Origin of the sequence: Candidatus Villigracilis vicinus (assembly GCF_016702885.1) — a bacterium.
GTDB classification, from domain to species: domain Bacteria; phylum Chloroflexota; class Anaerolineae; order Anaerolineales; family Villigracilaceae; genus Villigracilis; species Villigracilis vicinus.
The window spans coordinates 114,801-135,585 of sequence record NZ_JADJDD010000007.1 but is presented as its reverse complement, the minus strand read 5'-3'; the positions used below and the strand labels follow the sequence as shown (position 1 = coordinate 135,585).

The following is a 20,785-nucleotide window of genomic DNA, read 5'->3' as shown; positions in this document are numbered from 1 at the left end:
TGACGATAATCCATCCTGTGGGGAACAGGCGGCTACTCCCCAACCAGAAATGAGTGTACTCGATTTCAAAAGTCGCTGTCAAGGAAAAGACATAACGGTTTTGTTTGTGCAAAGAAGGGCGGGAGCATTTACAACAAGAACACTCCAAGCCCCCCCCAAAAAAAAAAAAACCCCCCCCCCCCCCCCCCACAACACCCCCCCCCCCCCCCCCCTTTTTTCCCTTTTTTGTTGGGGGGGTTTCCTCCTCCCTTGGGGGGAGGGGGGGGGGGGGGGGTTTTGACGAAATGGAGAAAATCCCTTGGGGGGGGCCCCGGGTTAACAAGAAAACTTGTGAAGAAGAGCATTGCTCCACCTAGAGTAACTCGCAAGAATGGATTCTATCTCAAACCCGAATGATTTTCCTCCAATCTTTGGAATTACCGTGATCAAACCCATGTTGTAATGTTAAAATCCAAGTCATGAAAAATACAAAATCACTGATCGTTTACTTTTTCAGCACAGTTGGTTTGATCGCCCTGCTATCTCTTCTAGGACCCGAAGAACGTTCGCTGGGATCGAACGTCCGCATCGTTTACCTGCATGGCGCCTGGGTACTCACTGCAGAGATCGCCTTCATCACAGCGGCTCTTGCCGGACTTTTAGGGCTGCTCCTGAAACATGACCTTTTCCACACATGGAGCGCCGCACTCGGGCGCACAGGGATCATCTTTTGGGTCAGTTACCTGCCGCTCTCCATGTTTGCCATGCAAAGCAACTGGAACGGACTATTTCTTGCCGAGCCGCGTTTTCGCCTGGCATTGATGTTTGCCATTACCGGCATCCTGCTTCAATTGGGTTTGTGGGTATTCAACACCGCCTGGCTTACCTCACTGGCAAACATTCTCTACATCATCACCTTGCGCGTCATCTTTGCCTCCGCTGAAAACATAATGCATCCGCCCCCATCGCCTATCTTTAAATCGGGTAACTACACGATCATTGCTTTTTTTGTCGGTTTAAATTTGCTGACATGGCTTGCCGCCTATTTTCTCACACGCGCACTCATGAACCTCAAGCCTAATCATTGAGCCACTCGTGAGAATCCGCTTCCAACTCATCGTTTTTATGTTTTTGCGTACCATCCTGAATTCAGCACACAGGATGGTGTATCCATTTCTCCCCATCTTCGCCCGCGGTCTCGGCGTGGATATATCCACCATGTCCCTGCTCATGACGGGCAGGTCATTGCTTGGTGCAACCAGCCCATTGTTGGGTCCCATAGCAGATCGGCGGGGCAGAAAATTTGGCATGCTGGCAGGACTGGGCATTTTTACTTTCGGCATTGGTGTTGTAGCGGTCCATCCGTCTTTCTGGTCGCTTGCCATCGCTCTTGGGCTTGCCATGATCGGCAAGTTTATGTTCGACCCAGCCATGCAAGCCTACTTTGGTGACCGAATCCCATATCACCAACGCGGTACTGCTCTGGCAGTAACTGAGGGAGCATGGTCATTGAGCTTCATTTTCGGCGTGCCCATTGCCGGTTTCCTGATCGACCGTTTCGGCTGGTCAGCACCATTCCCGCTGTTCACACTTCTTGGGCTGATTGCATTCTTCATCATTTGGCGAATTATCCCAAACGAAGACCCGCATCATGAGCCAGTAAGTAATTCGCGTGATGGGTACCTTGCTGTGTTCAAGTCGATGCCCGCTTTGGCAGGCATATCCATTGCCTTGTGGGCGAGTGCAGCAAACGAACTAGTCAATGTGATTTTCGGTGTTTGGCTTGAAGATTCGTTCGGGCTAAAGATCGCAGCCCTGGCAGGTGCATCGGCGGTTATTGGCTTTTCGGAATTAAGCGGCGAAGGTTTAGTGGCGCTCACTACAGACAAGCTTGGAAAACCGCGTGCGCTCGCCATCGGACTGATCGCCAACTCATTTGCAGCTGCCTTACTCCCTTTCATCGGGCAAACACAGATCGGCGCGCTGGTCGGGCTTTTTCTCTTTTACATCACCTTTGAATATGTGATGGTCAGCCATATCCCCATGGTCACAGAACTTGTTCCATCAGCAAGGGCTACGCTCTTATCCCTGAACGTTTCAGGTCATGCGCTTGGGCGTGCCCTCGGAGCATTATTAGCTGCATTCATATATCAGCAATTCGGATTTGGTTTAGTAGCACTGACCGCCATCCTCTTCAATGTAGCGGGCGTGCTGGCTTTGCGAAAAATGCAACAAAAATAACATCTAGTGGATACAAAAAAGCCCCGTCTTGTAAGACGGGGCTTTTTATTACTTGGCAATTCAATTACACGGTGCCGAGCGAGCCGTTGATTGTGGTGAAGATACCACTGATGGTCGGTCCGAGAAGCGTCAGTGCTGCAATAACGACAATAGCAACCAAAACGAGAATCAACGCATACTCAACGAGACCCTGACCTTTTTCCTTGGGGGTGAATAACATGGCAAATTTCTCCTTTCTTTCAGATTTCCTTGGAAGCATTTCCTAGGATTGAATTTATTTTACATAGTCCTGAATTATTAAACAAGTAGTATGATGATGTTATCCCCTAACAATTATGTTAGCCTTACAGAGTTGAAGAGGCATACTAAAAGCCTTGGAAACTGGCATTGATATCACTGAATATACCGGCTACAAATGGACCAAGAAGCGTCAGTGCCGCAATAACAACAATGGCAACCAAAACAAGAATCAACACATGGCTCAGGTTATGCGTTTTAGTGCGCCCTCAGAGTATTGTTAGCCGCATTCATATACCAGCGATTTGGCTTCTTCCTGGTAGCACTGACCGCCATCCTCTTCAATGTGGCGGGCGTGCTGGCTTTGCGAAAAATGCAACAAAAATAACATCTAGTGGATACAAAAAAGCCCCGTCTTGTAAGACGGGGCTTTTTATTACTTGGCAATTCAATTACACGGTGCCGAGTGTGGTATTGATCTGGGTCGAAGATACCGCTGATGGTCGGTCCGAGAAGCGTCAGTGCTGCAATAACAACAATAGCAACCAAAACGAGAATCAACGCATACTCAACGAGACCCTGACCTTTTTCCTTGGGGGTGAATAACATGGCAAATTTCTCCTTTCTTTCAGATTTCCTTGGAAGCATTTCCTAGGATTGAATTTATTTTACATAGTCCTGAATTATTAAGCAAGTAGTATGATGATGTTATCCCTAACAATTATGTTAGCCTTACAGAGTTGAAGGGGCATACTAAAAGCCTTGGAAACTGGCATTGATATCACTGAATATACCGGCTACAAATGGACCAAGAAGCGTCAGTGCCGCAATAACAACAATGGCAACCAAAACAAGAATCAACGCGTACTCAACAAGGCCCTGTCCTTTTTCATTGGGTGAAAATAACATGGTTTTCTACCTCCTTTCTTAATGGATTTCCTGACCCCCAACAGGATTAATGCATCTTCTATTTTGCAAAAAAATCAAAAAATTACAACTGTTTCTATTAATAGATTCTTAAGAATTATGCAAGGTGAGGATATCTGTATATCCTTCAAAAGAAAAACAGGCAAGATTATTTTACCTCATCTCATATTTAATCCCTGATTTTTACCATATCCGGAAATATCTACCATCAAAATTACCCTTTTCCATAATATGGAACTCCAAAATATGTAATGTCTTGTATATTGACACTTCACCATCCAAGCTGTTCGCCCACAGGGGTATTTCTGTGGTTAAATTATTCATCTCAACTTTGGACCGGTGCTCATGCTCATTCATTCAGCCTCTCAACTAATTACACTTGCAGGCGGACCCCAGCGCGGAAAAGCGCTTGGCTCACTTGGCGTGATCCCCAACGGCGCAGTCGTCATCCGTGACGAAACGATCATCGCCGTCGGCACGACCGAGGAACTGCGCAATGCGTATCCCGACGAACCAACCCTTGATGCGGGGCGCTGTGTACTTATGCCCGGCTTCGTTGACCCGCACACACACCTTATTTGGGCAGGCGATCGCGCAGATGAATTCGAAAAGAAAATGGCAGGCACACCCTACCTGGATATTCTCGCAGCAGGCGGGGGGATTCTTTCCACAGTGAGAGCTACACGTACTGCCAGTATTGAAACGTTGATGGCAGAAACTCGTCCGCGTATGTTGAGGATGTTCCGCAATGGCACCACCACTGCCGAAGCCAAGACCGGTTATGGACTTCAAACCGCGACTGAGCTGCGCCTGCTAAAAGCCCTGATCGCCTTGAATGACGAAAGTCCAATGGATCTCGCATTTACCTTTCTGGGCGCCCATGCCATTGCTCCAGAATTCAAAGACAACCCCCAAGGCTATACGGATGAAGTTACCAACACCATGCTGCCCATGCTCAAAAGCTGGTGGGAGACCCATGCCCCGCGGCACAGCCTGCCTTTCGTCGATGTCTTCTGTGAAACGAAAGCCTTTACCCTTGATCAATCGCGCCAGATTCTCACACAGGCACAATCACTAGGATTCCCACTCAAGATCCACGCCGACGAATTCGATAACCTAGGCGGAGCGTCACTTGCAGCGGAGTTAAAAGCTGCGTCGGCAGACCACCTCGTGGTTACGTCTGATGCGGATATCGAAGCGTTGGGCAAGTCCGACACGGTGGCGGTCGCACTTCCTTGTACTCCATTTGGACTTGCGGAACCGCATTACACGCCTGCAAAAAAATTAATCGCCGCCGACGCCCTGCTTGCAATTGCCACAGACTGCAACCCCGGCACATCCTGGAACGAGTCGATGCAGTTTGCCATTGCGTTGGCATGTCGCTATATGAAGTTAACACCTGCACAAGCCATTGCCGCTGCCACAATTAACGCCGCCCATGCCATTCGCCAAGCAGACTCTATTGGTTCGATCGAAGTGGGCAAGCAGGCAGATATGTTAATTCTTTCCGTGAACGATTATCGCCAGGTCGGGTATCGCTATGGGACCAACCTAGTCAAACAAGTCATCAAACGTGGACAAATCTATTCCGTGGATGTGGGTTATTACAGGACGGCATAACTGATATGAGCATTATAACTACTGGAATTATCCGCATCGCACGCAGCAAGGTCATGGAACAATTACCTGAAATGGTCTTCGTGTTGGATGAAAAAGAACGCATCGTGGACGCCAATGCCGTCGCACAAAAATGGCTTGGCAAACCGTTGGATCAGATCCTCGGCGGCGACCCGCTGGATGTATTCAAGGAATGGCCCCAACTGCTTCAACGCTTTTTCTTTTTGGAATACACGCGTGAAGAAGTTGAGATTCCAGGCGACCCGCCCCGCACCCTCGAGACGATCATGACGCCCATCTTCAATGGCAAAAAGGAATTGGAAGGTAGAGTCATCCTCGCCTATGATGTGACCGAACGAAAGAATCTCGAGAAGGAATTAAAGTCTGCCAATGAATCTTTACAGACTCAGTTGAAAGAGAACGAACATCTACGCATTCAATTGCAGGAACAAGCCATCCGCGATCCACTGACCGGGGTGTTCAACCGCCGTTATTTTGCTGAAGCGCTTGATAATGAAACTGCCCGTGCAAAACGCGAGAATTCTCCCTTTTCTCTTGTCGTATTGGATGTGGACCATTTCAAAAAAGTCAACGACACGTATGGACACAAATGCGGTGATCTGGTCCTGCAAACGCTGGCAAAGTTCCTTCAGGAAAACACCAGACGAAGTGACATTGTCTGTCGGTTTGGTGGTGAAGAATTCGTGCTGCTCATGCCCGATGCTCCCTTGGAAGACGCCTACGAACGAGCCGAACTTTTTAGAAACAAATTTGAAAGTATGGTGAATATGTACGAGGGGACAGAGATCCGCGCCACATTTTCCGCAGGAGTTGCATCCTTCCCCGTTCACGCGGACTCAGGGGAGACGTTGCTCGGGTTGGCAGACCAGGCACTTTACGCGTCCAAAGCGGAGGGGCGGAATCGCGTCACCAAGTATTCATCCTTAATCAAGTCGTAAATCCCCATCCAACTTTAGGAGAAATTATATGAAGATCGATATCATCGGCGTACCCATCGACCTTGGCGCAGACCGCCGCGGCGTGGATATGGGACCCAGCGCCATTCGCTACGCCCATTTACAAAAGAAGCTCGAAGACCTCGGCTACACCGTCAACGACGAAGGCAATGTGGAAGTGCCCATTGCAGAAATGTGCAAGATCACCAACCCAAAACTGAAATATATCGATTGCATCATACCCATGTCTCGCAGAGTTTCCGGCGCAGTGTCCACTTCGATCCAGGCTGGCAACTTTCCCTTAGTGATTGGAGGCGATCACTCCTTATCGATTGGCTCGGTACGCGGCGCGGCGCGCGATCGTAAACTGGGAGTCATCTGGCTCGATGCGCATGCCGATTTCAACACCGCTGAAACCACGCCTTCTGGCAATATCCACGGCATGTCGCTTGCCATCTTGTGCGGACTGGGTGATAAAAGCCTCGTGCAATTGTGGGACGAACCCGTGCCAGTCATTGACCCTAAAAATATTGCGATCATCGGCGCACGCGATCTGGATGAAGGCGAGAAAAGAAATTTACGTGATGCAGGCGCGATGGTGATGGGCATGGAACAAATTGACCGCTATGGCATGGTGGCTTGTCTTGAGAAAGCCATCGAACGCGTCAGCCGTGATGTGGATGGCATCTATCTCTCTCTCGACCTCGACTCGCTCGACCCCGAACACGCACCCGGTGTTGGAACACCCGTACCTGCCGGGCTGACACAACGCGAAGCGCACCTTGCTTGTGAAATGATCGGCGAAACCGGCAAGCTCATCGGCATGGACATCGTCGAAGTCAACCCCATCCTCGATATTCAAAACCGTACCGCTCTGCTCGCCGCCGACTTTGCTCTCTCGGCGCTTGGTCGCCGCATCTGGAATGGAATCTAATGAAACCAACTCTATCTGACGTAGAACGACTCGCCCGTGAAGCGGGAGCCATCCTCCGTGAAGGCTACAACAAAGAACACACGGTTCATTACAAAGGGACAATTGATCTGGTTACTGAAAGCGACCACGCCTCTGAAGCCTTTCTGCTCGGCGAAATAAAATCGCATTTCCCTGGCGGGCACATCCTCGCCGAAGAAAGTGGAAGCATTCAAGGCAGCAACGAAGACCTCTGGTATATTGACCCCCTCGATGGCACGGTCAATTATGCACATCACATCCCCATTTTTTGTGTATCGATTGGCTTCGCATCGAACGGCGTATTGACTCTTGGTGCTGTCTACGACCCCATGCGTGACGAAATGTTCCTCGCTGAAAAAGGCAAAGGCGCAACCTTGAATGGAAAGCCGATCCACGTTTCAAATACAACCGAACTGGAAAAGAGTCTGCTGGTCACCGGCTTCCCATACGATACCTGGAACACCGAACTCGATAACTTCAAATATTTTGAACGTCTCGCCAAAAAGACCCAGGGCGTGCGCCGCCTCGGTTCCGCCGCATTAGACGCCTGCTACGTCGGCGCAGGTCGCTTTGACGGTTTCTGGGAGTTCAAACTCAAACCTTGGGATGTCGCCGCTGGAGGCTTGATCGCCCGCGAAGCGGGAGCAATTGTCACTTCCATTGACGGGCGGGAAGATTTTCTTGCTTCGCCTTTATCCATTCTAGCGACAACACCAGGAATTTACGAAGCGACAAAAGGACAGTTAAAATAATAAAAGCGGACGGCTCATCGCCGTCCGCTTTCGTAAATCAAAAATCGTCATGCATACATTGAAGTGGGCCCGGTAGGATTCGAACCTACGACCAAGGAATTATGAGTTCCCTGCGCTAACCGCTGCGCCACGAGCCCGTGACTTAAAGTATCAGGTGTCAAGTGCAGAAGTGTCACGTGACACTGAAGAACCTGACACTTGACACCAAACATGAGAGCGGGAGATGGGATTCGAACCCACGAAATGTCAGCTTGGAAGGCTGATGCCTTACCACTTGGCGACTCCCGCAAAGCGACGCTGATTTTACATGCAGGCGGGCAGACCGTCAAGCACCTTGACCGACTAGGTACAATACAGTAAAATACCGTCCGCTTACAACGCTTCCGTAGCTCAGTGGATTAGAGCGCTTGCTTGCGGAGCAATAGGTCGCAGGTTCGAGTCCTGCCGGGAGCACAAGCAGCCACCTTTCATCAGAGAGGTGGTTTTCGTTTTCAGGTCGCACGCCCCATCGAGGGACTTTTCGAGTCCTGCCGGGAGCACAAGCAGCCACCTTTCATCAGAGAGGTGGTTTTCGTTTTCAGGTCGCACAAAGAAAATCACTAAGTTCGCCATGAAACAGAAATACACCTCCCCACTCCTTTTTGTTTATAATCCCTCCACCATGACAAAGAAAAAACCGCACATTCTCCTTACCAACGATGATGGCATTCGCTCGCCTGGTTTATGGGCAGCCGCCAGTGAACTCTCCAAGATCGGCTATGTCACTGTTGCTGCACCACGCCATCAATCCAGCGGTATGGGGCGCAGCCTGCCCAGCACATCCGACGGGATCATCCATAAGGAGCAGGTTCAGGTCAATGGTCAGGAATGGAGTGTATACGCCGTGGGAGGTTCGCCCGCGCAGTCCGTTCTACATGGCGTCCTCGAGATCGTTCCGCACAAGCCAGACCTTGTTGTATCGGGCATCAACTACGGCGAGAATGTCGGTTTGGGAATCACCATCTCCGGCACCGTGGGAGCCGCCATGGAAGCCGCCAACCTTGGCTTCCTGCCCTTGCCATCTCACTCGAAACCGACCCGCATTATCACCTCAGCCACTCAGAAGACATTGATTTTCAACAGCCGGATATTTCACTGGCTACTTTGCACGTATTCTATTAGAGAAGAAAAGTTTTGACGGAGTGGATGTGCTCAAAGTGGAAGTGCCGCGTCACGCCACGCCGGAAACGGAGTGGGAAATTGGCAGGCTTTCACGCCTTCGCTATTACGTCCCCACACCCTCAAAACGCGCTTCATGGGACTAACCTGGTCCCATCGGGTACGCCCATGACAACAATCTCCCGCATGAAAAAGAAGGCACCGATGTGTACATTCTGCGCACCAAAAAAATGGTCGCCGTCACCCCCATTGACCTGGATATGACCGCCCGCGTAGACTTTGATAAACTCGAGAAACACCTGCGCGGATAATTTGATAGGTTTTGAGACAAAGCTCTGATACATTTATTATAGGCAAAGCAACAGGATTATGTAATAATATTGAAGTCGCGCGTATCCTCGTGAACGCGACGATAAAATCCAAACCAACCGAAATAGTGTGCACATCAGGGAGCCAGCAACTCCCCGTTCATCTTTTGAAAAGGAAATGAACGGGGCAAGAATTCGGACTCTACCTTTATCGGAGGGTACCTTGTCAACAACCACAATCGCTACCACCACGTCTACTCGTAAAAAGGTGACGACTCTCACGTTCCGTCAGAAGAAGGAACGCGGCGAGCCGATCACAATGCTAACCGCCTACGACTATCCCACCGCCATGTCGATAGACAAGGCTGGTATTGATCCCATCCTCGTTGGCGATCTGCTTGCAATGGTGGTGCTTGGCTATGAAAACACCCTGCCCGTCACCATGGATGAAATGCTCCACCATGCGCGCGCTGTTGCACGTGGAGCCAAAGCCCCTTTACTCGTTGGCGATATGCCGTTCATGTCGTATCAAGTTTCAGTGGAAGACGCCGTACGCAATGCCGGGCGTTTTCTGCAACAAGGCGGCATGGATGCAGTCAAACTCGAAGGCGGGCGTGAACGGGCAGACGCCGTACGTGCGATCACAGGCGCGGGCATCCCCGTCATGGGGCACCTCGGGCTGACGCCGCAATCGGTGCATCAACTCGGCGGTTTCCGCGCACAAGGCAAGACGGCATCAGCAGGGAAACGCTTGCTTGAAGATGCACAAATCCTTGCAGAAGCTGGTGCGTTCAGTCTCGTGCTTGAGTCGGTTCCGGCTCGGCTGGCAGAATACATCTCCAAACAGATTTCCATTCCAACCATTGGCATCGGTGCAGGCACAGGCTGCGACGGGCAAGTACTCGTTACACACGACCTGCTTGGTCTGTTCGAACGCTTCACGCCAAAATTTGTCCGGCAGTATGCAAATCTGCACGAAACGATGGATAAGGCATTTACAGAATATCTCAACGATGTGAGCACCAGACAATTCCCTGCCGCAGAGCACACTGTTGAAATGAGCGATGAAGAATGGGCAGCCTTCCATAAGGAAGTGAAATGAAAGAGAACATTTTATTAGTTGGCACGGGCGCATTATCAACTTTATTTGCGGCACGTTTGAGCGCAGCGGGGCATCACGTTTCCATGCTGGGCACATGGAAGGATGGCTTGCAGGCTTTGAACCAAAATGGTGGGCGTGTTACCGAAATAGATGGGAAAGAACACGCATTCCATGTCGAAGCCACGGATAACCCCGGCGACCTTTCGAACGTGAAGCACGCGATCATCCTCGTCAAATCGTGGCAGACCAAACGTGTTTCAGAAAAGCTTAAAGGAATCCTTGCACCGGATGGAATGGTACTCACCCTCCAAAACGGACTCGGCAACCGCGAAACGCTCGCCCGCGACCTCGGGGCTGGGCGCGTCGCCCTTGGCATTACCACCGCTGGAGCCACATTGCTTGGGCCTGGTCTCGTCAAAGTGGGCGGCGAAGGAGTCATCTCACTGGAACAGAATCAGGCTCTCGGTCCGCTTGAGGCGGCATTGCGTTCATCCAACTTTAATTTGCAGATCGTGAACGATGCGCGATCGTTGATGTGGGGCAAACTGATCATCAATGCCGCGATCAACCCGCTGACGGCGTTATTGCAAGTGCCGAATGGCGAGTTGTTGTCGCATCCGTGGGCTCGCAAAGCAATGAGTGCGCTGGCACGTGAAGCAGCAGAGGTGGCGCAGGCTGAGCAGGTGAACCTGCCGTTCAGCAACCCGATCGAAGCCGTAGAAGAAGTAGCACGTAAAACGGCGAAAAACCTTTCGTCCATGTTCCAGGATGTGCGCCGTGGTGCGCCGACCGAGATCGATGCCATCTGTGGTGCCGTAACGCGGCGTGGTGAGGCGCACGGCATCGCAACACCATACAACCGTTCGTGCTGGCAGTTGGTAAAAGCAATGTGATTTCAGTGAGATTGCATGGGCAGTTTGCAAACCGCCCATGCAATCTTATACAGCAATAAAAGGGGTGACATTTATCCACTTTCCTTCATGACTTCGTTTCTGTCCTCTCAAAATGGCGCATGGTAAGATAAAAGAAAACTTTATCGTTGGAGGCGTTCATGCGCAAACTGATAATGATATTTATTTTGGGTGCCTTTTTGGCATTTCCATTCTCCGTATCAGCACAAGGTGATACGGCTCTTTCCTTTGTCACTGTACAATTATGCCTGAATACGACCAGCCCAGCATGCTGGTGATCGTCGACTTTCGAACGCAGCAGCGGATACTGCACTCCTGCCACGTTGAGCTTCCGCATCCCTGCCGATGCCAACCTGATCGCAGTTGCTTCTGATGCGGGAACGGGCAGTTTTCTGGATCATCCCTTCGAAGCGCCAGTGGCAGATGGAGAATATCTGGTCTTTAGCCTCGTCGTCGAGGAGAACAAGCCATATCGCTTCGAATACTATCAGCCCCTGGCATTCGACGGCGAATCTCGAATCTTTTCCTATCTTTGGGATAATGGATACGCGGTCGAAAATTTCCAATATCTCTTCCTTGAACCATTGGATGTGACCAACGTGACCCTCGAGCCCACTGAGGCTTCACAAGAAACCTCCAATGGTTTGAACTACTATCAAGGCGCAGCAGTGCCGCTTGCCGCAGGTGAGCAATATACCTTGAACTTAAACTATAAAAAGACCACCGAAACACTGGTCTCTGATGCACAAGCCGTACAGATCGCCGGGCCTGTCAATGAAGATACGCCCGGGCGTGTCTCATTGGCGAACAGCCTGCCATATATCATCGGCGGTTTGGGGATCATCATGATCGCGGGCGGGTTGATGTATTACTTCCAATGGGGGCGGCGATCTTCCGGCAAACCACGCCGCCGTTCGCACGCGAACGTGGATAGCGATGCAACCTCTGTATATTGTCCGCAATGCGGGTCACGTGCCAAACCCAGCGATAGGTTCTGCCGAACCTGCGGCGCACGGCTGAGGCACGAAGAAAACTAGAACAAGCTATGAAAAGACCTCGTCTATGGCGAGGTCTTTTCATAGCTCAATTAAGTGCATAAGGGCTTCTCGGGAAAAATTTAGGTGGGTGTATCCGGTTCGGACGGGGAAGCGATGCGCTTTATCCAAAATGAAAAAACGCCCAAAGGATGTAACATCCTTTGGGCGTTCGGTTAAGTCAACCTAATGGTGTTCGTTCGATTTGAACGGTAGGAAGCGAGCAGCAAGGCTGAACGCCAACATCCAATAGCAGATAACCATGGTGCCAACTGCAAACTCGACCCAGGTGGGTGTATAGGAATTCAGCACGATGTTTGGCGTAAATGGATCATAAGAGATAGAGGCGATCAACCCGGCAAAGTTGTAGTTCCAGCGGGTGATGATGGCGGCGATGATCGGAATGACCGCTGCAGCCATTAAGTAGCGGAAGTTCTTGACGCTTTTGGCTGCCAGCAAAATGGAACCCGCAATGACGGGCAGGAGCGCCTGCCCCAACCAGAACGTGAGCGAATATGGTGCAATGGTATCGAGTATCTGGGTTTGCAGGAAAATCTCGCGGTCAAAACTGTAATAGTTGGTGACTGCCCAATCCCACACACGCAGGTAGGTAAGCAATAGGGTGATGCCGCCAGCCAGACGAGCCACATCGTAAAGAGCCGAGTCGCTGACCAACCCAGGACGCATGACGCGAAAGACGAATACACCAGTGATGAACAACAAGGCAATGCCGCCGCTCATGGCAGAGAAGACGAATTGCACCGGCGCACTTTGATTGAACCAAATACCGCGTCCCGCAAGGACGGAATAGGTTGCGCCCAATGAGGCTTGATGCAAAAGGGAAAGCGACAGCCCGGCAATTGCTAATACTGGACCCGCCTTGTGAAGCCAATTGGAAAAAGCATATACCCATTTCATCAAAGTTCCAAGGAACTTGAAGCGAGTCAGCCATGGGTGAGTTTTGAAGATGGGGTGTTCAAGTACGATCGGCAGAACTTCCGCGATCAGCACATTGAGATATAAAACCACACACATGGTCACTTCCCATAACAGGGAGTGCGGCTGCCAGAATACGATGGGGTGCCAAAAACGCAGCGGTTGACCCAGGTCAAAGAGCAGCACCATACCAGCAGTGGAATACCCTAAAAAGCCTAGCAAAACAGCAAGTTTACCGATCACTTCAAAACGTTTAATGCGTAAGAGGTAAACGATCACACCAAACACAAAGGCGCTGCCGCCCATGGAAATGGAGGAAAGGTCAATGGAGATCCACAGCCCCCACGGCACAGCATTGCTAAGTCCGGTGACTTGCAAGCCGTCCCGCAATACAACAAAAGCACCTACCAATCCAAAGAGAAAGCCAGCAATCAGGAGACCGATCCAGTAAGGAAATAGGTCGATCGAAACTTTGCCAAGACGCAGGCTGGGGTAACGAATATTATTGATCATGATCCTGCCTCCTGATCAGTCTCAGGTTTTGGTGTGGGTGGAATATAGTAAACGCGCGGCTCAGTGCTTAATTCCTCACGCAGCCGCAGTGTCACTGTCGCTTCGGCACGTGCAATGGCAATGGGACTTTCAGAGTCGTTCAGGTCGCCAAAGACGCGTGCTCCAGTGGGGCAAGCGACCACACACGCCGGGGTGGCATCATGATCCACACCTGGGGTAAGCCCATGCTCCAAACCTCTATCAATACGGTGCGAGCAAAAATGACATTTCTCTACAACGCCACGCGGACGGTTTTCCACTTCCTGCATTCCGAAATCAGGTGATTTCGGGCTAAGCTCGATGGGATCTTTCCAATTGAACACACGCGCACCATACGGGCATGCCACCTGACAATATCGGCAGCCGATACAGCGGTCGTAGTCCATCGCTACAATGCCATCCGGGCGGTAGTACGTCGCCTGCACCGGGCAGACATGCACACAAGGCGCTTCAGCGCATTGCATACACGGGCGCGAAAGAAAAAACTCCTCGCCTGACTGGGTCTCTTCCGCAGTGACCACGTTGTAAAGCATATCGTCCGCCAGGTTATTGACCGCCTGACAAGCATAGGTGCAATAATTACAGCCAATGCACTTGTTAATATCGATCAACATACCCCATTTGCGTCCGCCCTCATGATCGGTCTCACTACCGCGCACGCGCACATCATTCAAGCCAACAAATTGCGTCAGCCCGGCGGCGCCTAACAACGCTGCACCCACTTTCAGAAGGTCGCGCCGAGTTATGTTTTTCTCGCCAGCTTTGTTTTCAGAGTCTGCCTGCATTATAGACCTCCAAGTTCGCTAAAGTTATTTCTCATCTTCGGTCGGAATGCCGGGGTCTTTACCAACAACCACCCACACCACACCACCGCCGAGCAACAGACCGGCAAACAATAACAACCAGGATGGAAGGTTGACGCCACCTTTGGCAGGTTCAGAAGCAGTGGATTCTTCCGCCACATCCATCGGGGTCGTTGTTTCTTCCGCTTCAGCAGATTCCTCGCTGGAGGCTGCTTCTTCCGATCCTTCCGCCGCTGGGATGGGCTCAAACTCAAACCCGGCTGCCACTAATTGATTCGCCTCATGCAAACCTTCATGGCAGGAATTACAAGTTGCCAAAGTTGCATTAAAAGCATGCCCGCTCGTTCCCAAGATGGCATGTAGCGCAAGTGGTGCCCGCCGCCGTATGCGTGGAGTCGTGCCCGCCAGTGACCTGTTCTTTATGGCACGATTCACAGATCAACTTGTTATCTTCTGTCAGTTTCTGCTGCAAAGAGTGTGATTCATGGCAGGAGGCGCAAGTCATGCTGAGGAAACCATGCTGGCTCTCAGTCCACTGGGTGTACACATCAATATGACAAGTACCGCAGGTGCTTTCTTCGCTTTCGGTCGAAAAATATAAATCAGGGTGTTGCGTGCCCTCTTCCCCGGGAATGAGTGTATGGCAATTATCGCAGCTTAACGGTACACCGGCATGCTTGCTCTCTGCAAGTAATTCCACCGCCTGCTTGTGACACTCCGAGCAATCATCGGTAAACTGAGCGTCAACATGTTGTGCTTGAACTTCACCATTCGGCAGGAAAGCCATCAGACCGAAAACCAATATGAAAAATCCCCCCACAAAGAAAAACAAACCGAGTTTTTTAGTAACAAACTGTCCACTCATATTGCAGCCTCCAGTATTAATACTTTTTTAGTGTTGTTGAATATGGTAAACATAAGTCAATTTGTCAACAAGTGCAACGTGTCATTTTAATGGAAGTTTAATGTCACTCAAATTATGACACATTTTGTGGGATTTCAAATTAAGAATTCCCAAACTGGCTTTATGAAAAAGCCCTACCCTGCTTGTGCAGGATAGGGCTTTTTGAACAAAGCACTTTCTCTTACTTCAGAGCAGCAAGAGCGTTTTCCATCAACGCCTTAAAGTACTCAGGGTTGTGGATACCTTCACTACCATCTTCGTGAACCAGGTTGTAGAAGAATAGAGCCTGGGCAGGACCTTCTTCGTATGTACCTGGAACTGTGGAGATCGTTCCATCCGCAGCCTTAGAAAGCATACCCTTGGCGAGCAAAGCCGCTTCGAGTTCGGCATACTGTTCTTCGAACTCAGTCATGAAGCCGTTGATATTGAAGTCTTCGGCGCCTTCATGGCAGGACGTACAAGTAGCTAACTGAGGTTCAAAGCTGTGAGAGCCACTTTCGCCCATATGACAGCCTGCGCAGGTATTTTCAACCTTTGTGTAATGTCCACTGGGTTCGCCAGTCACACCAAAGTCGCCAAGACCCATAAGCACATCGACCTGTACACTATAGTGAGTGTTGAAACGGGCGGTAGCAGCATATTGACCAGGAATCGGCGCTCCAGCGGCATCTTTGGCAACAAAATTCACCATGTAGCGGCGAGCCTGATGGCAGTTGGCGCACAAGTTACCACTGCCGCCATCGAAGGTTGCACCACTGGTAACGAGCCACAGGTGCATTGGTCTCGAGAGCCCAATCGTCACCCGTGTAGGTCACGTGGATCTGGTGGCAGGTACGGCAATCTTGGTGAGTCGGGTCAGCATCACCGGATTCGAGGGTGCTGAAGTTTCCACCAGCAGCGATCATTTCGCTAAAAGCAGCGCCGGAGTGACAACCCGCGCAGCTCTTGTTTCCGCCTTCTTCGATGAACGCGGTGCCGGATCCGTGCAGTGACTCTTGCCAATTCGCCTTTTTACCGCTGATGACGGCGGTGTCATTATGGCATTCGGTACAAGTCAGATCGGCGGCTGTCATAGCCGGGCCGGGCTCGCCCTGCGGACCTGCGGGTCCTTCAGGACCTTGGGGACCCGGGGTGCCACAAGCTGCAATAAATGCTGCGGCAATGATCAGGATGCCTGTTAGAACGAACTTCTTATTAAATTTCATAGCATATTCTCCTTTTGACTTTTTGAGTAACCATGTCTTGATTTTCGGTATATAAGCTAGGCGCCTCCTCATCAAGAAAATGACTGCTTTAACATTTTGTAGCAGATATGAAGAATTTTACTTAAGCTTAAGATTAATTCCTAGTTAATATACGCTCACCTTCGTGTGACGAAAGTCACAACAATTTGGATAAGATTACGGTGATTATACAGCTAAAAAAGTTCTATTCCTGAGGGTTCTCACCCTCACTCAGGTCTGGCAGCGCCGATTCGATCTCTTCCGGACTCTGACCAGCTTCGAGGCGGTCTACCACCTCGTCGAATTCGGCGGGCAAGTCCTCACCCATTTCTCTCCCCATCTTTTTCATCATCTTTCCAAATTCCGCCGGGTCATTTTCCATCCCTTCAAACCCGGTGAAATCATTTGCCATGGATTCAAGCCTGCCTTCCTCGGTTTTTGCAATGCGAACTTTTGTCATACGGCGGCGCACGTCCCTGCTATTGCAATGAACGCACAACACTTCTTTTTGACCGTATTCGGCATAAGTCAGAAAAAACATCAAAACGCTGCTGGCAGGAATTGCAGATAAAGTCATAGGTAGGCATACAGTCTATTTTACAGAGTCAGTGCCGGGTCAGGCAAGAGGCGGGTTTGGTACAATACCCAGATGTCTGAATTCGATCTCCGTAAACCCAATCCGTTGCTGATCGTCATCTCTGGTCCATCAGGCGTGGGAAAAGACTCTGTCGTCCAGCGCATGAAAGATCGCGGTTTCCCTTTTCATTTTGTCGTCACGGCCACCACACGTGAGAGACGCGCAAATGAGACACATGGCGTCGATTATCTTTTCGTTTCCAAGGATGAGTTTGCACGCATGATCGACGCGAACGAACTGATCGAATATGCCATCGTCTACGGTGATTACAAGGGCATTCCCAAGGAACAGGTACGCAACGCCTTTGCAAGCGGCAAGGATGTGATCATGCGTGTGGATGTGCAAGGCGCCGAAACCGTGCGCAGGCTGGCACCCGAAGCATTGTTAATCTTCATCACCTGCGACAGCGAAGAGGAACTCGAACACCGCCTGCGGGAACGCAAGACCGAATCAGCTGATTCTCTAACTCTGCGCATCGCCACTGCCCGCAAGGAACTGCAACGCCTCGAAGCCTTTGATTATGTCATTGTCAACCACGATTTTCATCTGGATGATACGGTGGATAAAGTTCGTGCGATCATCAACGCCGAACACCACAAGGTACATCATCGCAAGGTGACCTTGTGATACAGCCTCCTGCTTCTCTACCAGACCCATCCACTGGGCAGCCGCCCGAACCGCTCCCAACCCGTCAGCCTGCCTACGTGCGGATGCCGTCTCTGCCGCCCACTGCTACATATATCATTATCGGCTTCACCGTATTCGTATATCTCTTACAACTTCTTGGCTCGGCAATTTTGGGGGACTCGAGCTACGGCATTGATTGGGTGACTCTTTTCGGTGCCCGCATCAGCGAAGCCATTTATGAAGGACAATTGTGGCGGCTGATCACGCCGGTCTTTTTACACGGCTCTTTTGCCCACATCTTTTTCAACATGTACGCCTTGTTTTCCGTTGGCACTTTGTTGGAACGTCACTTTGGGCACGGGCGTTTTTTGCTCCTATATTTTCTAGGCGCATTCGCAGGGAATGTGATGTCCTTCCTTTTTACACAAGGATATTCCGTGGGCGCATCCACCGCTGTATTCGGGTTGATCGCTGCCGAAGCCATTTTCTTTTATCAAAATCGCGAGTTATTCGGCTCACACGCGCGGCAGGCGATCAGCAATGCTGTGTTTATCATCGTGATCAACCTATTCCTCGGGTTGGCGCCCAATATTGATACCTGGGGACATATTGGCGGCTTGTTAGGCGGTGCGATCTTTGCCTGGTTTTGCCGGTCCCAAATGGATGCCGGTTGGGGTCCCGCCTGAGTTCTCCCTGCAAGATGAACGCGAATCGCGCGAGATCATCAGTGGAATACTGCTGGTGCTGTTCGTGTTCGGCGGGCTGACCGCATGGGCGCTTATCTCCGGAAACGGTTAATAAATTTTTAAAAAAAGAGCCCGTCAAAAATGACGGGCTCTTTTCCATGTCTCTTAATTCTATTACAAGTGACGATTGCTGCGGGGGTCGAACGCGTCACGCAACCCATCACCAAGTAAGTTGACGCACAGGATAATGAACACAATGAAAAGGCTGGGGAAAACCCACATCCACCACGCACCACGGGTCAAAAAGGACTGTGCTTGTTGCATCATGTTACCCCATGTTGAGGTCGGCTGTTGCACACCAAGACCGAGGAAGGAAACGTAAGCTTCGGTGAGGATCGAGCCAGCCAATCCTAATGTTGATGAAACGATGATCGGTCCAAGCGTATTCGGCACTAAGTGTCGGAAAAAAGATCGGGTATCGCTGGCACCAAGGGCGCGGGAGGCGGAGATATAGTCCAACTCTTTGATCGAAAGGACACTGGCACGCACGATACGAGCCAGATACATCCAGGAGGTCAAACCGATCACGATGATCACAATGCCGATACTGCCGCTGAATGTGCGCCCAAGGATGGACACTTGCCCCACTTCGCGCCCGATGAATTTTGCCAATACGATCAACAGGAACAGCGAGGGGATGGCCAGCATGGCTTCGGTGAAACGCATCAGGAGCGAATCCACCCAGCCGCCATAATAAGCCGCAGTTCCACCGACAACAGTTCCAAGCGAAACAGATACGGTTACTGCCAGCACGCCAATAAACAAGGAGATCTGACCGCCATAGATAATACGGACGAAAACGTCACGTCCAACACTATCTGTACCGAACCAATGTGTGGCACTCGGCGGGGAAAGGCGGGCTTTAAGATCTGTCTCATTGGATCTTGATTCGGGGTAGATAATTGAACCACCAACGATAAAGAGAATCAGCAGAATCGCCCCCACGCCTCCAGCAACCGCCATATGGTGTTTACGGAAGCGTCGCCAGATCAACTGTCCAGGGGTGAGCACGACTTTTCGTTCTTCAACAATCGTTCCAATACCGGCTTTTTGTGTAAGTTCAGAAGTATCTGCCATATCCAAAATATCCTTAACTTAAGCGAATTCTTGGGTCGACGACTGTGTAAAGCAAGTCTACGATAATAGTAAAGAAAACCACGCCTGTGGATGTCAATAGAAGCACACCCAGCACCACTGGGTAATCGCCGCGTCCTGCATATTCCCAGAATAATCGTCCCATTCCAGGCCAGGTAAATACCGATTCGGTTACAAGCGCCCCACCCATCAAAAACGGAATATCCAACCCGATGATAGTGACGAACGGCAGGATGGCATTACGGAACGCATGTTTATAAAGGGTCATGCGTTCGGTCAAACCTTTTGCCCGTGCAGTTCGGATATAGTCCAGACTCAAAACTTCGAGGATGCTTGTGCGCAGAAAACGGGAATAACCAGCGGTCTGAATGGTAACCAAACAGAAGACCGGCATGACCATGTGTCGAATTAATTCGATCGGGTCTTTCGTGTCCCAAATATCCGCGCCCGTTGGCAGATACGGAAGCCCCCATTGTTTGAACTTCACTGCAAAGAGCATGATACAGCCCAATGCAATAAAGAATATTGGCATGGAAAAGCCGATAAAAGAAAGTGTTGTGATCAAATTGTCTACAAAGGAATATTGCTTGACAGCAGCCACCAACCCCAACACAAAGGAAACGAGAATGATGAATATCTCGGATGTGATCATTAATTTCAGCGTCATCGGCAGGCGCTGTTTGATCATTTCAATGACGGGTTGTTTCGAAAAGAAGGAGTTTCCCAAGTCGCCTTGAAGCGCCAGACCCAGCCAGCGGACGTATTGAACTGGCAAAGGTTTGTCCAGCCCCAGATTTTTGGCGATTCTCTCCCTATCTTCAGCAGTAATGCCCGGCTTATTGGCATATTGCGCCATTGGGTCCGAGGAAAGCCGCGTTAAAATGAAACATAACATCGTTATGATAAAAAGGATGAAGATGGCTTGCACGATTCTGCGCACGAGGTATGCCCACATGGGTAAACCTTCCCACCGTCCTGGTTGGGATTTTTACTACAGGACAGTAATCAAACTGTATTCAGTTGATGGTCTCAAAAAAAATATTTGAATGAACAGAATAATTTCTATGGATAGACCTGTGGCGCGAGCG

General features: G+C 50.4%; 24 protein-coding genes, 3 tRNA genes and 1 pseudogene. 14 read left to right on the top strand and 14 right to left on the bottom strand.

Features of this window, described 5'->3' with window-relative positions; all coding sequences use genetic code 11:
• Nucleotides 1–458 precede the first annotated feature (458 nt).
• Nucleotides 459–1,067, top strand: coding sequence for a hypothetical protein (locus IPG80_RS07720; protein WP_345104755.1), 609 nt, complete (start codon nucleotides 459–461; stop codon nucleotides 1,065–1,067).
• A 7-nt stretch (nucleotides 1,068–1,074) separates the two neighbouring features.
• Nucleotides 1,075–2,220, top strand: a complete 1,146-nt coding sequence (locus tag IPG80_RS07715; RefSeq protein WP_345104750.1) for an MFS transporter — start codon at nucleotides 1,075–1,077, stop codon at nucleotides 2,218–2,220.
• 64 nt (nucleotides 2,221–2,284) lie between these two features.
• On the opposite strand, the gene IPG80_RS07710 is transcribed toward IPG80_RS07715, so the two are convergent.
• The 3 genes and pseudogenes from IPG80_RS07710 to IPG80_RS07700 form a co-directional block, all read right to left on the bottom strand.
• Nucleotides 2,285–2,440: a Flp family type IVb pilin gene (locus tag IPG80_RS07710; protein ID WP_345104748.1), complete on the bottom strand. Its 156-nt coding sequence runs from the start codon at nucleotides 2,438–2,440 to the stop codon at nucleotides 2,285–2,287.
• Between the two features lie 503 nt (nucleotides 2,441–2,943).
• Nucleotides 2,944–3,066: pseudogene (locus IPG80_RS07705) on the bottom strand (pilus assembly protein); the annotation flags it as partial.
• Nucleotides 3,067–3,210: 144 nt separating this feature from the next.
• On the bottom strand, nucleotides 3,211–3,366 hold the full coding sequence (locus tag IPG80_RS07700) for a Flp family type IVb pilin (protein ID WP_345104745.1): 156 nt from the start codon (nucleotides 3,364–3,366) through the stop codon (nucleotides 3,211–3,213).
• Between the two features lie 363 nt (nucleotides 3,367–3,729).
• On the opposite strand from IPG80_RS07700, the gene hutI reads away from it, so the two are divergent.
• From hutI to IPG80_RS07680, 4 genes are read left to right on the top strand one after another with little or no spacing between them, the layout of a single operon-like run.
• A complete protein-coding gene (gene hutI / locus IPG80_RS07695) occupies nucleotides 3,730–5,004 on the top strand; it encodes an imidazolonepropionase (RefSeq protein WP_345104742.1) in 1,275 nt (424 codons plus the stop codon).
• Nucleotides 5,005–5,009: 5 nt separating this feature from the next.
• A complete protein-coding gene (locus IPG80_RS07690; protein WP_345104739.1) occupies nucleotides 5,010–5,960 on the top strand; it encodes a GGDEF domain-containing protein in 951 nt (316 codons plus the stop codon).
• 28 nt (nucleotides 5,961–5,988) lie between these two features.
• Nucleotides 5,989–6,891: an arginase gene (gene rocF / locus IPG80_RS07685; RefSeq protein WP_345104736.1), complete on the top strand. Its 903-nt coding sequence runs from the start codon at nucleotides 5,989–5,991 to the stop codon at nucleotides 6,889–6,891.
• Complete coding sequence (locus IPG80_RS07680) at nucleotides 6,891–7,661, top strand: inositol monophosphatase family protein (RefSeq protein ID WP_345104733.1); 771 nt, start codon at nucleotides 6,891–6,893, stop codon at nucleotides 7,659–7,661. Before rocF ends, IPG80_RS07680 begins: the two co-directional genes overlap by 1 nt.
• A gap of 64 nt (nucleotides 7,662–7,725) precedes the next feature.
• Here IPG80_RS07680 and IPG80_RS07675 read toward each other — a convergent pair.
• Both IPG80_RS07675 and IPG80_RS07670 read right to left on the bottom strand, forming a co-directional pair.
• Nucleotides 7,726–7,798: transfer RNA gene (locus IPG80_RS07675), tRNA-Ile, on the bottom strand.
• Nucleotides 7,799–7,876: 78 nt separating this feature from the next.
• Nucleotides 7,877–7,949, bottom strand: a tRNA-Gly gene (locus tag IPG80_RS07670).
• Nucleotides 7,950–8,040: 91 nt separating this feature from the next.
• Here IPG80_RS07670 and IPG80_RS07665 point away from each other — a divergent pair.
• The 5 genes from IPG80_RS07665 (at nucleotide 8,041) to IPG80_RS07645 (ending at nucleotide 12,177) form a co-directional block, all read left to right on the top strand.
• Nucleotides 8,041–8,114 (top strand) — tRNA-Arg (locus tag IPG80_RS07665).
• Between the two features lie 208 nt (nucleotides 8,115–8,322).
• Nucleotides 8,323–8,838, top strand: a complete 516-nt coding sequence (locus IPG80_RS07660) for a 5'/3'-nucleotidase SurE (RefSeq protein WP_345104730.1) — start codon at nucleotides 8,323–8,325, stop codon at nucleotides 8,836–8,838.
• 512 nt (nucleotides 8,839–9,350) lie between these two features.
• A complete protein-coding gene (panB, locus tag IPG80_RS07655; protein ID WP_345104727.1) occupies nucleotides 9,351–10,229 on the top strand; it encodes a 3-methyl-2-oxobutanoate hydroxymethyltransferase in 879 nt (292 codons plus the stop codon).
• Entirely contained in the window at nucleotides 10,226–11,122 is an 897-nt protein-coding gene (locus IPG80_RS07650) for a 2-dehydropantoate 2-reductase (RefSeq protein WP_345104724.1), read from the top strand. Before panB ends, IPG80_RS07650 begins: the two co-directional genes overlap by 4 nt.
• Nucleotides 11,123–11,463: 341 nt before the next feature.
• Entirely contained in the window at nucleotides 11,464–12,177 is a 714-nt protein-coding gene (locus IPG80_RS07645) for a zinc ribbon domain-containing protein (RefSeq protein WP_345104721.1), read from the top strand.
• 183 nt (nucleotides 12,178–12,360) lie between these two features.
• Here IPG80_RS07645 and nrfD read toward each other — a convergent pair whose 3' ends face one another.
• From nrfD to IPG80_RS07610, 7 genes are all read right to left on the bottom strand, one after another.
• Nucleotides 12,361–13,623, bottom strand: a complete 1,263-nt coding sequence (gene nrfD, locus IPG80_RS07640; protein WP_345104718.1) for an NrfD/PsrC family molybdoenzyme membrane anchor subunit — start codon at nucleotides 13,621–13,623, stop codon at nucleotides 12,361–12,363.
• The gene (dsrO, locus tag IPG80_RS07635; RefSeq protein ID WP_345104716.1) at nucleotides 13,620–14,447 is read right to left on the bottom strand and encodes a sulfate reduction electron transfer complex DsrMKJOP subunit DsrO; all 828 of its coding nucleotides are present in this window, start codon (nucleotides 14,445–14,447) and stop codon (nucleotides 13,620–13,622) included. Before dsrO ends, nrfD begins: the two co-directional genes overlap by 4 nt.
• 24 nt (nucleotides 14,448–14,471) lie before the next feature.
• Nucleotides 14,472–14,783 carry a hypothetical protein gene (locus IPG80_RS07630; protein WP_345104714.1) on the bottom strand — a complete coding sequence of 104 codons (312 nt, stop codon included), beginning with the start codon at nucleotides 14,781–14,783 and terminating at the stop codon, nucleotides 14,472–14,474.
• Nucleotides 14,784–14,790: 7 nt separating this feature from the next.
• Nucleotides 14,791–15,330 (bottom strand): hypothetical protein, encoded by a 540-nt coding sequence (locus IPG80_RS07625; protein WP_345104711.1) that lies wholly within the window; start codon nucleotides 15,328–15,330, stop codon nucleotides 14,791–14,793.
• 220 nt (nucleotides 15,331–15,550) lie between these two features.
• The gene (locus IPG80_RS07620) at nucleotides 15,551–16,147 is read right to left on the bottom strand and encodes a hypothetical protein (protein ID WP_345104709.1); all 597 of its coding nucleotides are present in this window, start codon (nucleotides 16,145–16,147) and stop codon (nucleotides 15,551–15,553) included.
• A complete protein-coding gene (locus IPG80_RS07615; protein ID WP_345104706.1) occupies nucleotides 16,095–16,574 on the bottom strand; it encodes a collagen-like protein in 480 nt (159 codons plus the stop codon). Before IPG80_RS07615 ends, IPG80_RS07620 begins: the two co-directional genes overlap by 53 nt.
• A 223-nt stretch (nucleotides 16,575–16,797) precedes the next feature.
• Nucleotides 16,798–17,169 (bottom strand): hypothetical protein, encoded by a 372-nt coding sequence (locus IPG80_RS07610; protein ID WP_345104704.1) that lies wholly within the window; start codon nucleotides 17,167–17,169, stop codon nucleotides 16,798–16,800.
• Between the two features lie 72 nt (nucleotides 17,170–17,241).
• Here IPG80_RS07610 and IPG80_RS07605 point away from each other — a divergent pair, with 72 nt between their 5' ends.
• Genes IPG80_RS07605 through IPG80_RS07595 form a run of 3 tightly spaced genes read left to right on the top strand, consistent with a single transcriptional unit; the run spans nucleotide 17,242 to nucleotide 18,654 of the window.
• Nucleotides 17,242–17,856, top strand: coding sequence for a guanylate kinase (locus IPG80_RS07605; protein WP_345104701.1), 615 nt, complete (start codon nucleotides 17,242–17,244; stop codon nucleotides 17,854–17,856).
• Complete coding sequence (locus tag IPG80_RS07600; RefSeq protein ID WP_345104698.1) at nucleotides 17,853–18,542, top strand: rhomboid family intramembrane serine protease; 690 nt, start codon at nucleotides 17,853–17,855, stop codon at nucleotides 18,540–18,542. The genes IPG80_RS07605 and IPG80_RS07600 overlap by 4 nt, the downstream gene beginning before the upstream one ends.
• Nucleotides 18,520–18,654: a hypothetical protein gene (locus tag IPG80_RS07595; protein WP_345104696.1), complete on the top strand. Its 135-nt coding sequence runs from the start codon at nucleotides 18,520–18,522 to the stop codon at nucleotides 18,652–18,654. Before IPG80_RS07600 ends, IPG80_RS07595 begins: the two co-directional genes overlap by 23 nt.
• A 62-nt stretch (nucleotides 18,655–18,716) precedes the next feature.
• On the opposite strand, the gene IPG80_RS07590 is transcribed toward IPG80_RS07595, so the two are convergent.
• A complete protein-coding gene (locus tag IPG80_RS07590; RefSeq protein ID WP_345104694.1) occupies nucleotides 18,717–19,679 on the bottom strand; it encodes an ABC transporter permease in 963 nt (320 codons plus the stop codon).
• Nucleotides 19,680–19,692: 13 nt separating this feature from the next.
• The gene (locus IPG80_RS07585; protein ID WP_345104692.1) at nucleotides 19,693–20,652 is read right to left on the bottom strand and encodes an ABC transporter permease; all 960 of its coding nucleotides are present in this window, start codon (nucleotides 20,650–20,652) and stop codon (nucleotides 19,693–19,695) included.
• Nucleotides 20,653–20,785: the final 133 nt, after the last annotated feature.

Bases quoted from the DNA above. Each gene is read 5' to 3' on its own strand.
- IPG80_RS07700 (WP_345104745.1), bottom strand. From the start codon at position 3,366: ATGTTATTTTCACCCAATGAAAAAGGACAGGGCCTTGTTGAGTACGCG.
- IPG80_RS07720 (WP_345104755.1), top strand. From the start codon at position 459: ATGAAAAATACAAAATCACTGATCGTTTACTTTTTCAGCACAGTTGGT.
- rocF (WP_345104736.1), top strand. From the start codon at position 5,989: ATGAAGATCGATATCATCGGCGTACCCATCGACCTTGGCGCAGACCGC.
- IPG80_RS07615 (WP_345104706.1), bottom strand. From the start codon at position 16,574: ATGAAATTTAATAAGAAGTTCGTTCTAACAGGCATCCTGATCATTGCC.
- hutI (WP_345104742.1), top strand. From the start codon at position 3,730: ATGCTCATTCATTCAGCCTCTCAACTAATTACACTTGCAGGCGGACCC.
- IPG80_RS07585 (WP_345104692.1), bottom strand. From the start codon at position 20,652: ATGTGGGCATACCTCGTGCGCAGAATCGTGCAAGCCATCTTCATCCTT.
- IPG80_RS07680 (WP_345104733.1), top strand. From the start codon at position 6,891: ATGAAACCAACTCTATCTGACGTAGAACGACTCGCCCGTGAAGCGGGA.
- IPG80_RS07650 (WP_345104724.1), top strand. From the start codon at position 10,226: ATGAAAGAGAACATTTTATTAGTTGGCACGGGCGCATTATCAACTTTA.
- IPG80_RS07605 (WP_345104701.1), top strand. From the start codon at position 17,242: ATGTCTGAATTCGATCTCCGTAAACCCAATCCGTTGCTGATCGTCATC.
- dsrO (WP_345104716.1), bottom strand. From the start codon at position 14,447: ATGCAGGCAGACTCTGAAAACAAAGCTGGCGAGAAAAACATAACTCGG.
- IPG80_RS07660 (WP_345104730.1), top strand. From the start codon at position 8,323: ATGACAAAGAAAAAACCGCACATTCTCCTTACCAACGATGATGGCATT.
- IPG80_RS07710 (WP_345104748.1), bottom strand. From the start codon at position 2,440: ATGTTATTCACCCCCAAGGAAAAAGGTCAGGGTCTCGTTGAGTATGCG.
- IPG80_RS07590 (WP_345104694.1), bottom strand. From the start codon at position 19,679: ATGGCAGATACTTCTGAACTTACACAAAAAGCCGGTATTGGAACGATT.
- IPG80_RS07610 (WP_345104704.1), bottom strand. From the start codon at position 17,169: ATGACTTTATCTGCAATTCCTGCCAGCAGCGTTTTGATGTTTTTTCTG.
- IPG80_RS07595 (WP_345104696.1), top strand. From the start codon at position 18,520: ATGCCGGTTGGGGTCCCGCCTGAGTTCTCCCTGCAAGATGAACGCGAA.
- IPG80_RS07625 (WP_345104711.1), bottom strand. From the start codon at position 15,330: ATGAGTGGACAGTTTGTTACTAAAAAACTCGGTTTGTTTTTCTTTGTG.
- IPG80_RS07690 (WP_345104739.1), top strand. From the start codon at position 5,010: ATGAGCATTATAACTACTGGAATTATCCGCATCGCACGCAGCAAGGTC.
- IPG80_RS07620 (WP_345104709.1), bottom strand. From the start codon at position 16,147: ATGCACCTGTGGCTCGTTACCAGTGGTGCAACCTTCGATGGCGGCAGT.
- nrfD (WP_345104718.1), bottom strand. From the start codon at position 13,623: ATGATCAATAATATTCGTTACCCCAGCCTGCGTCTTGGCAAAGTTTCG.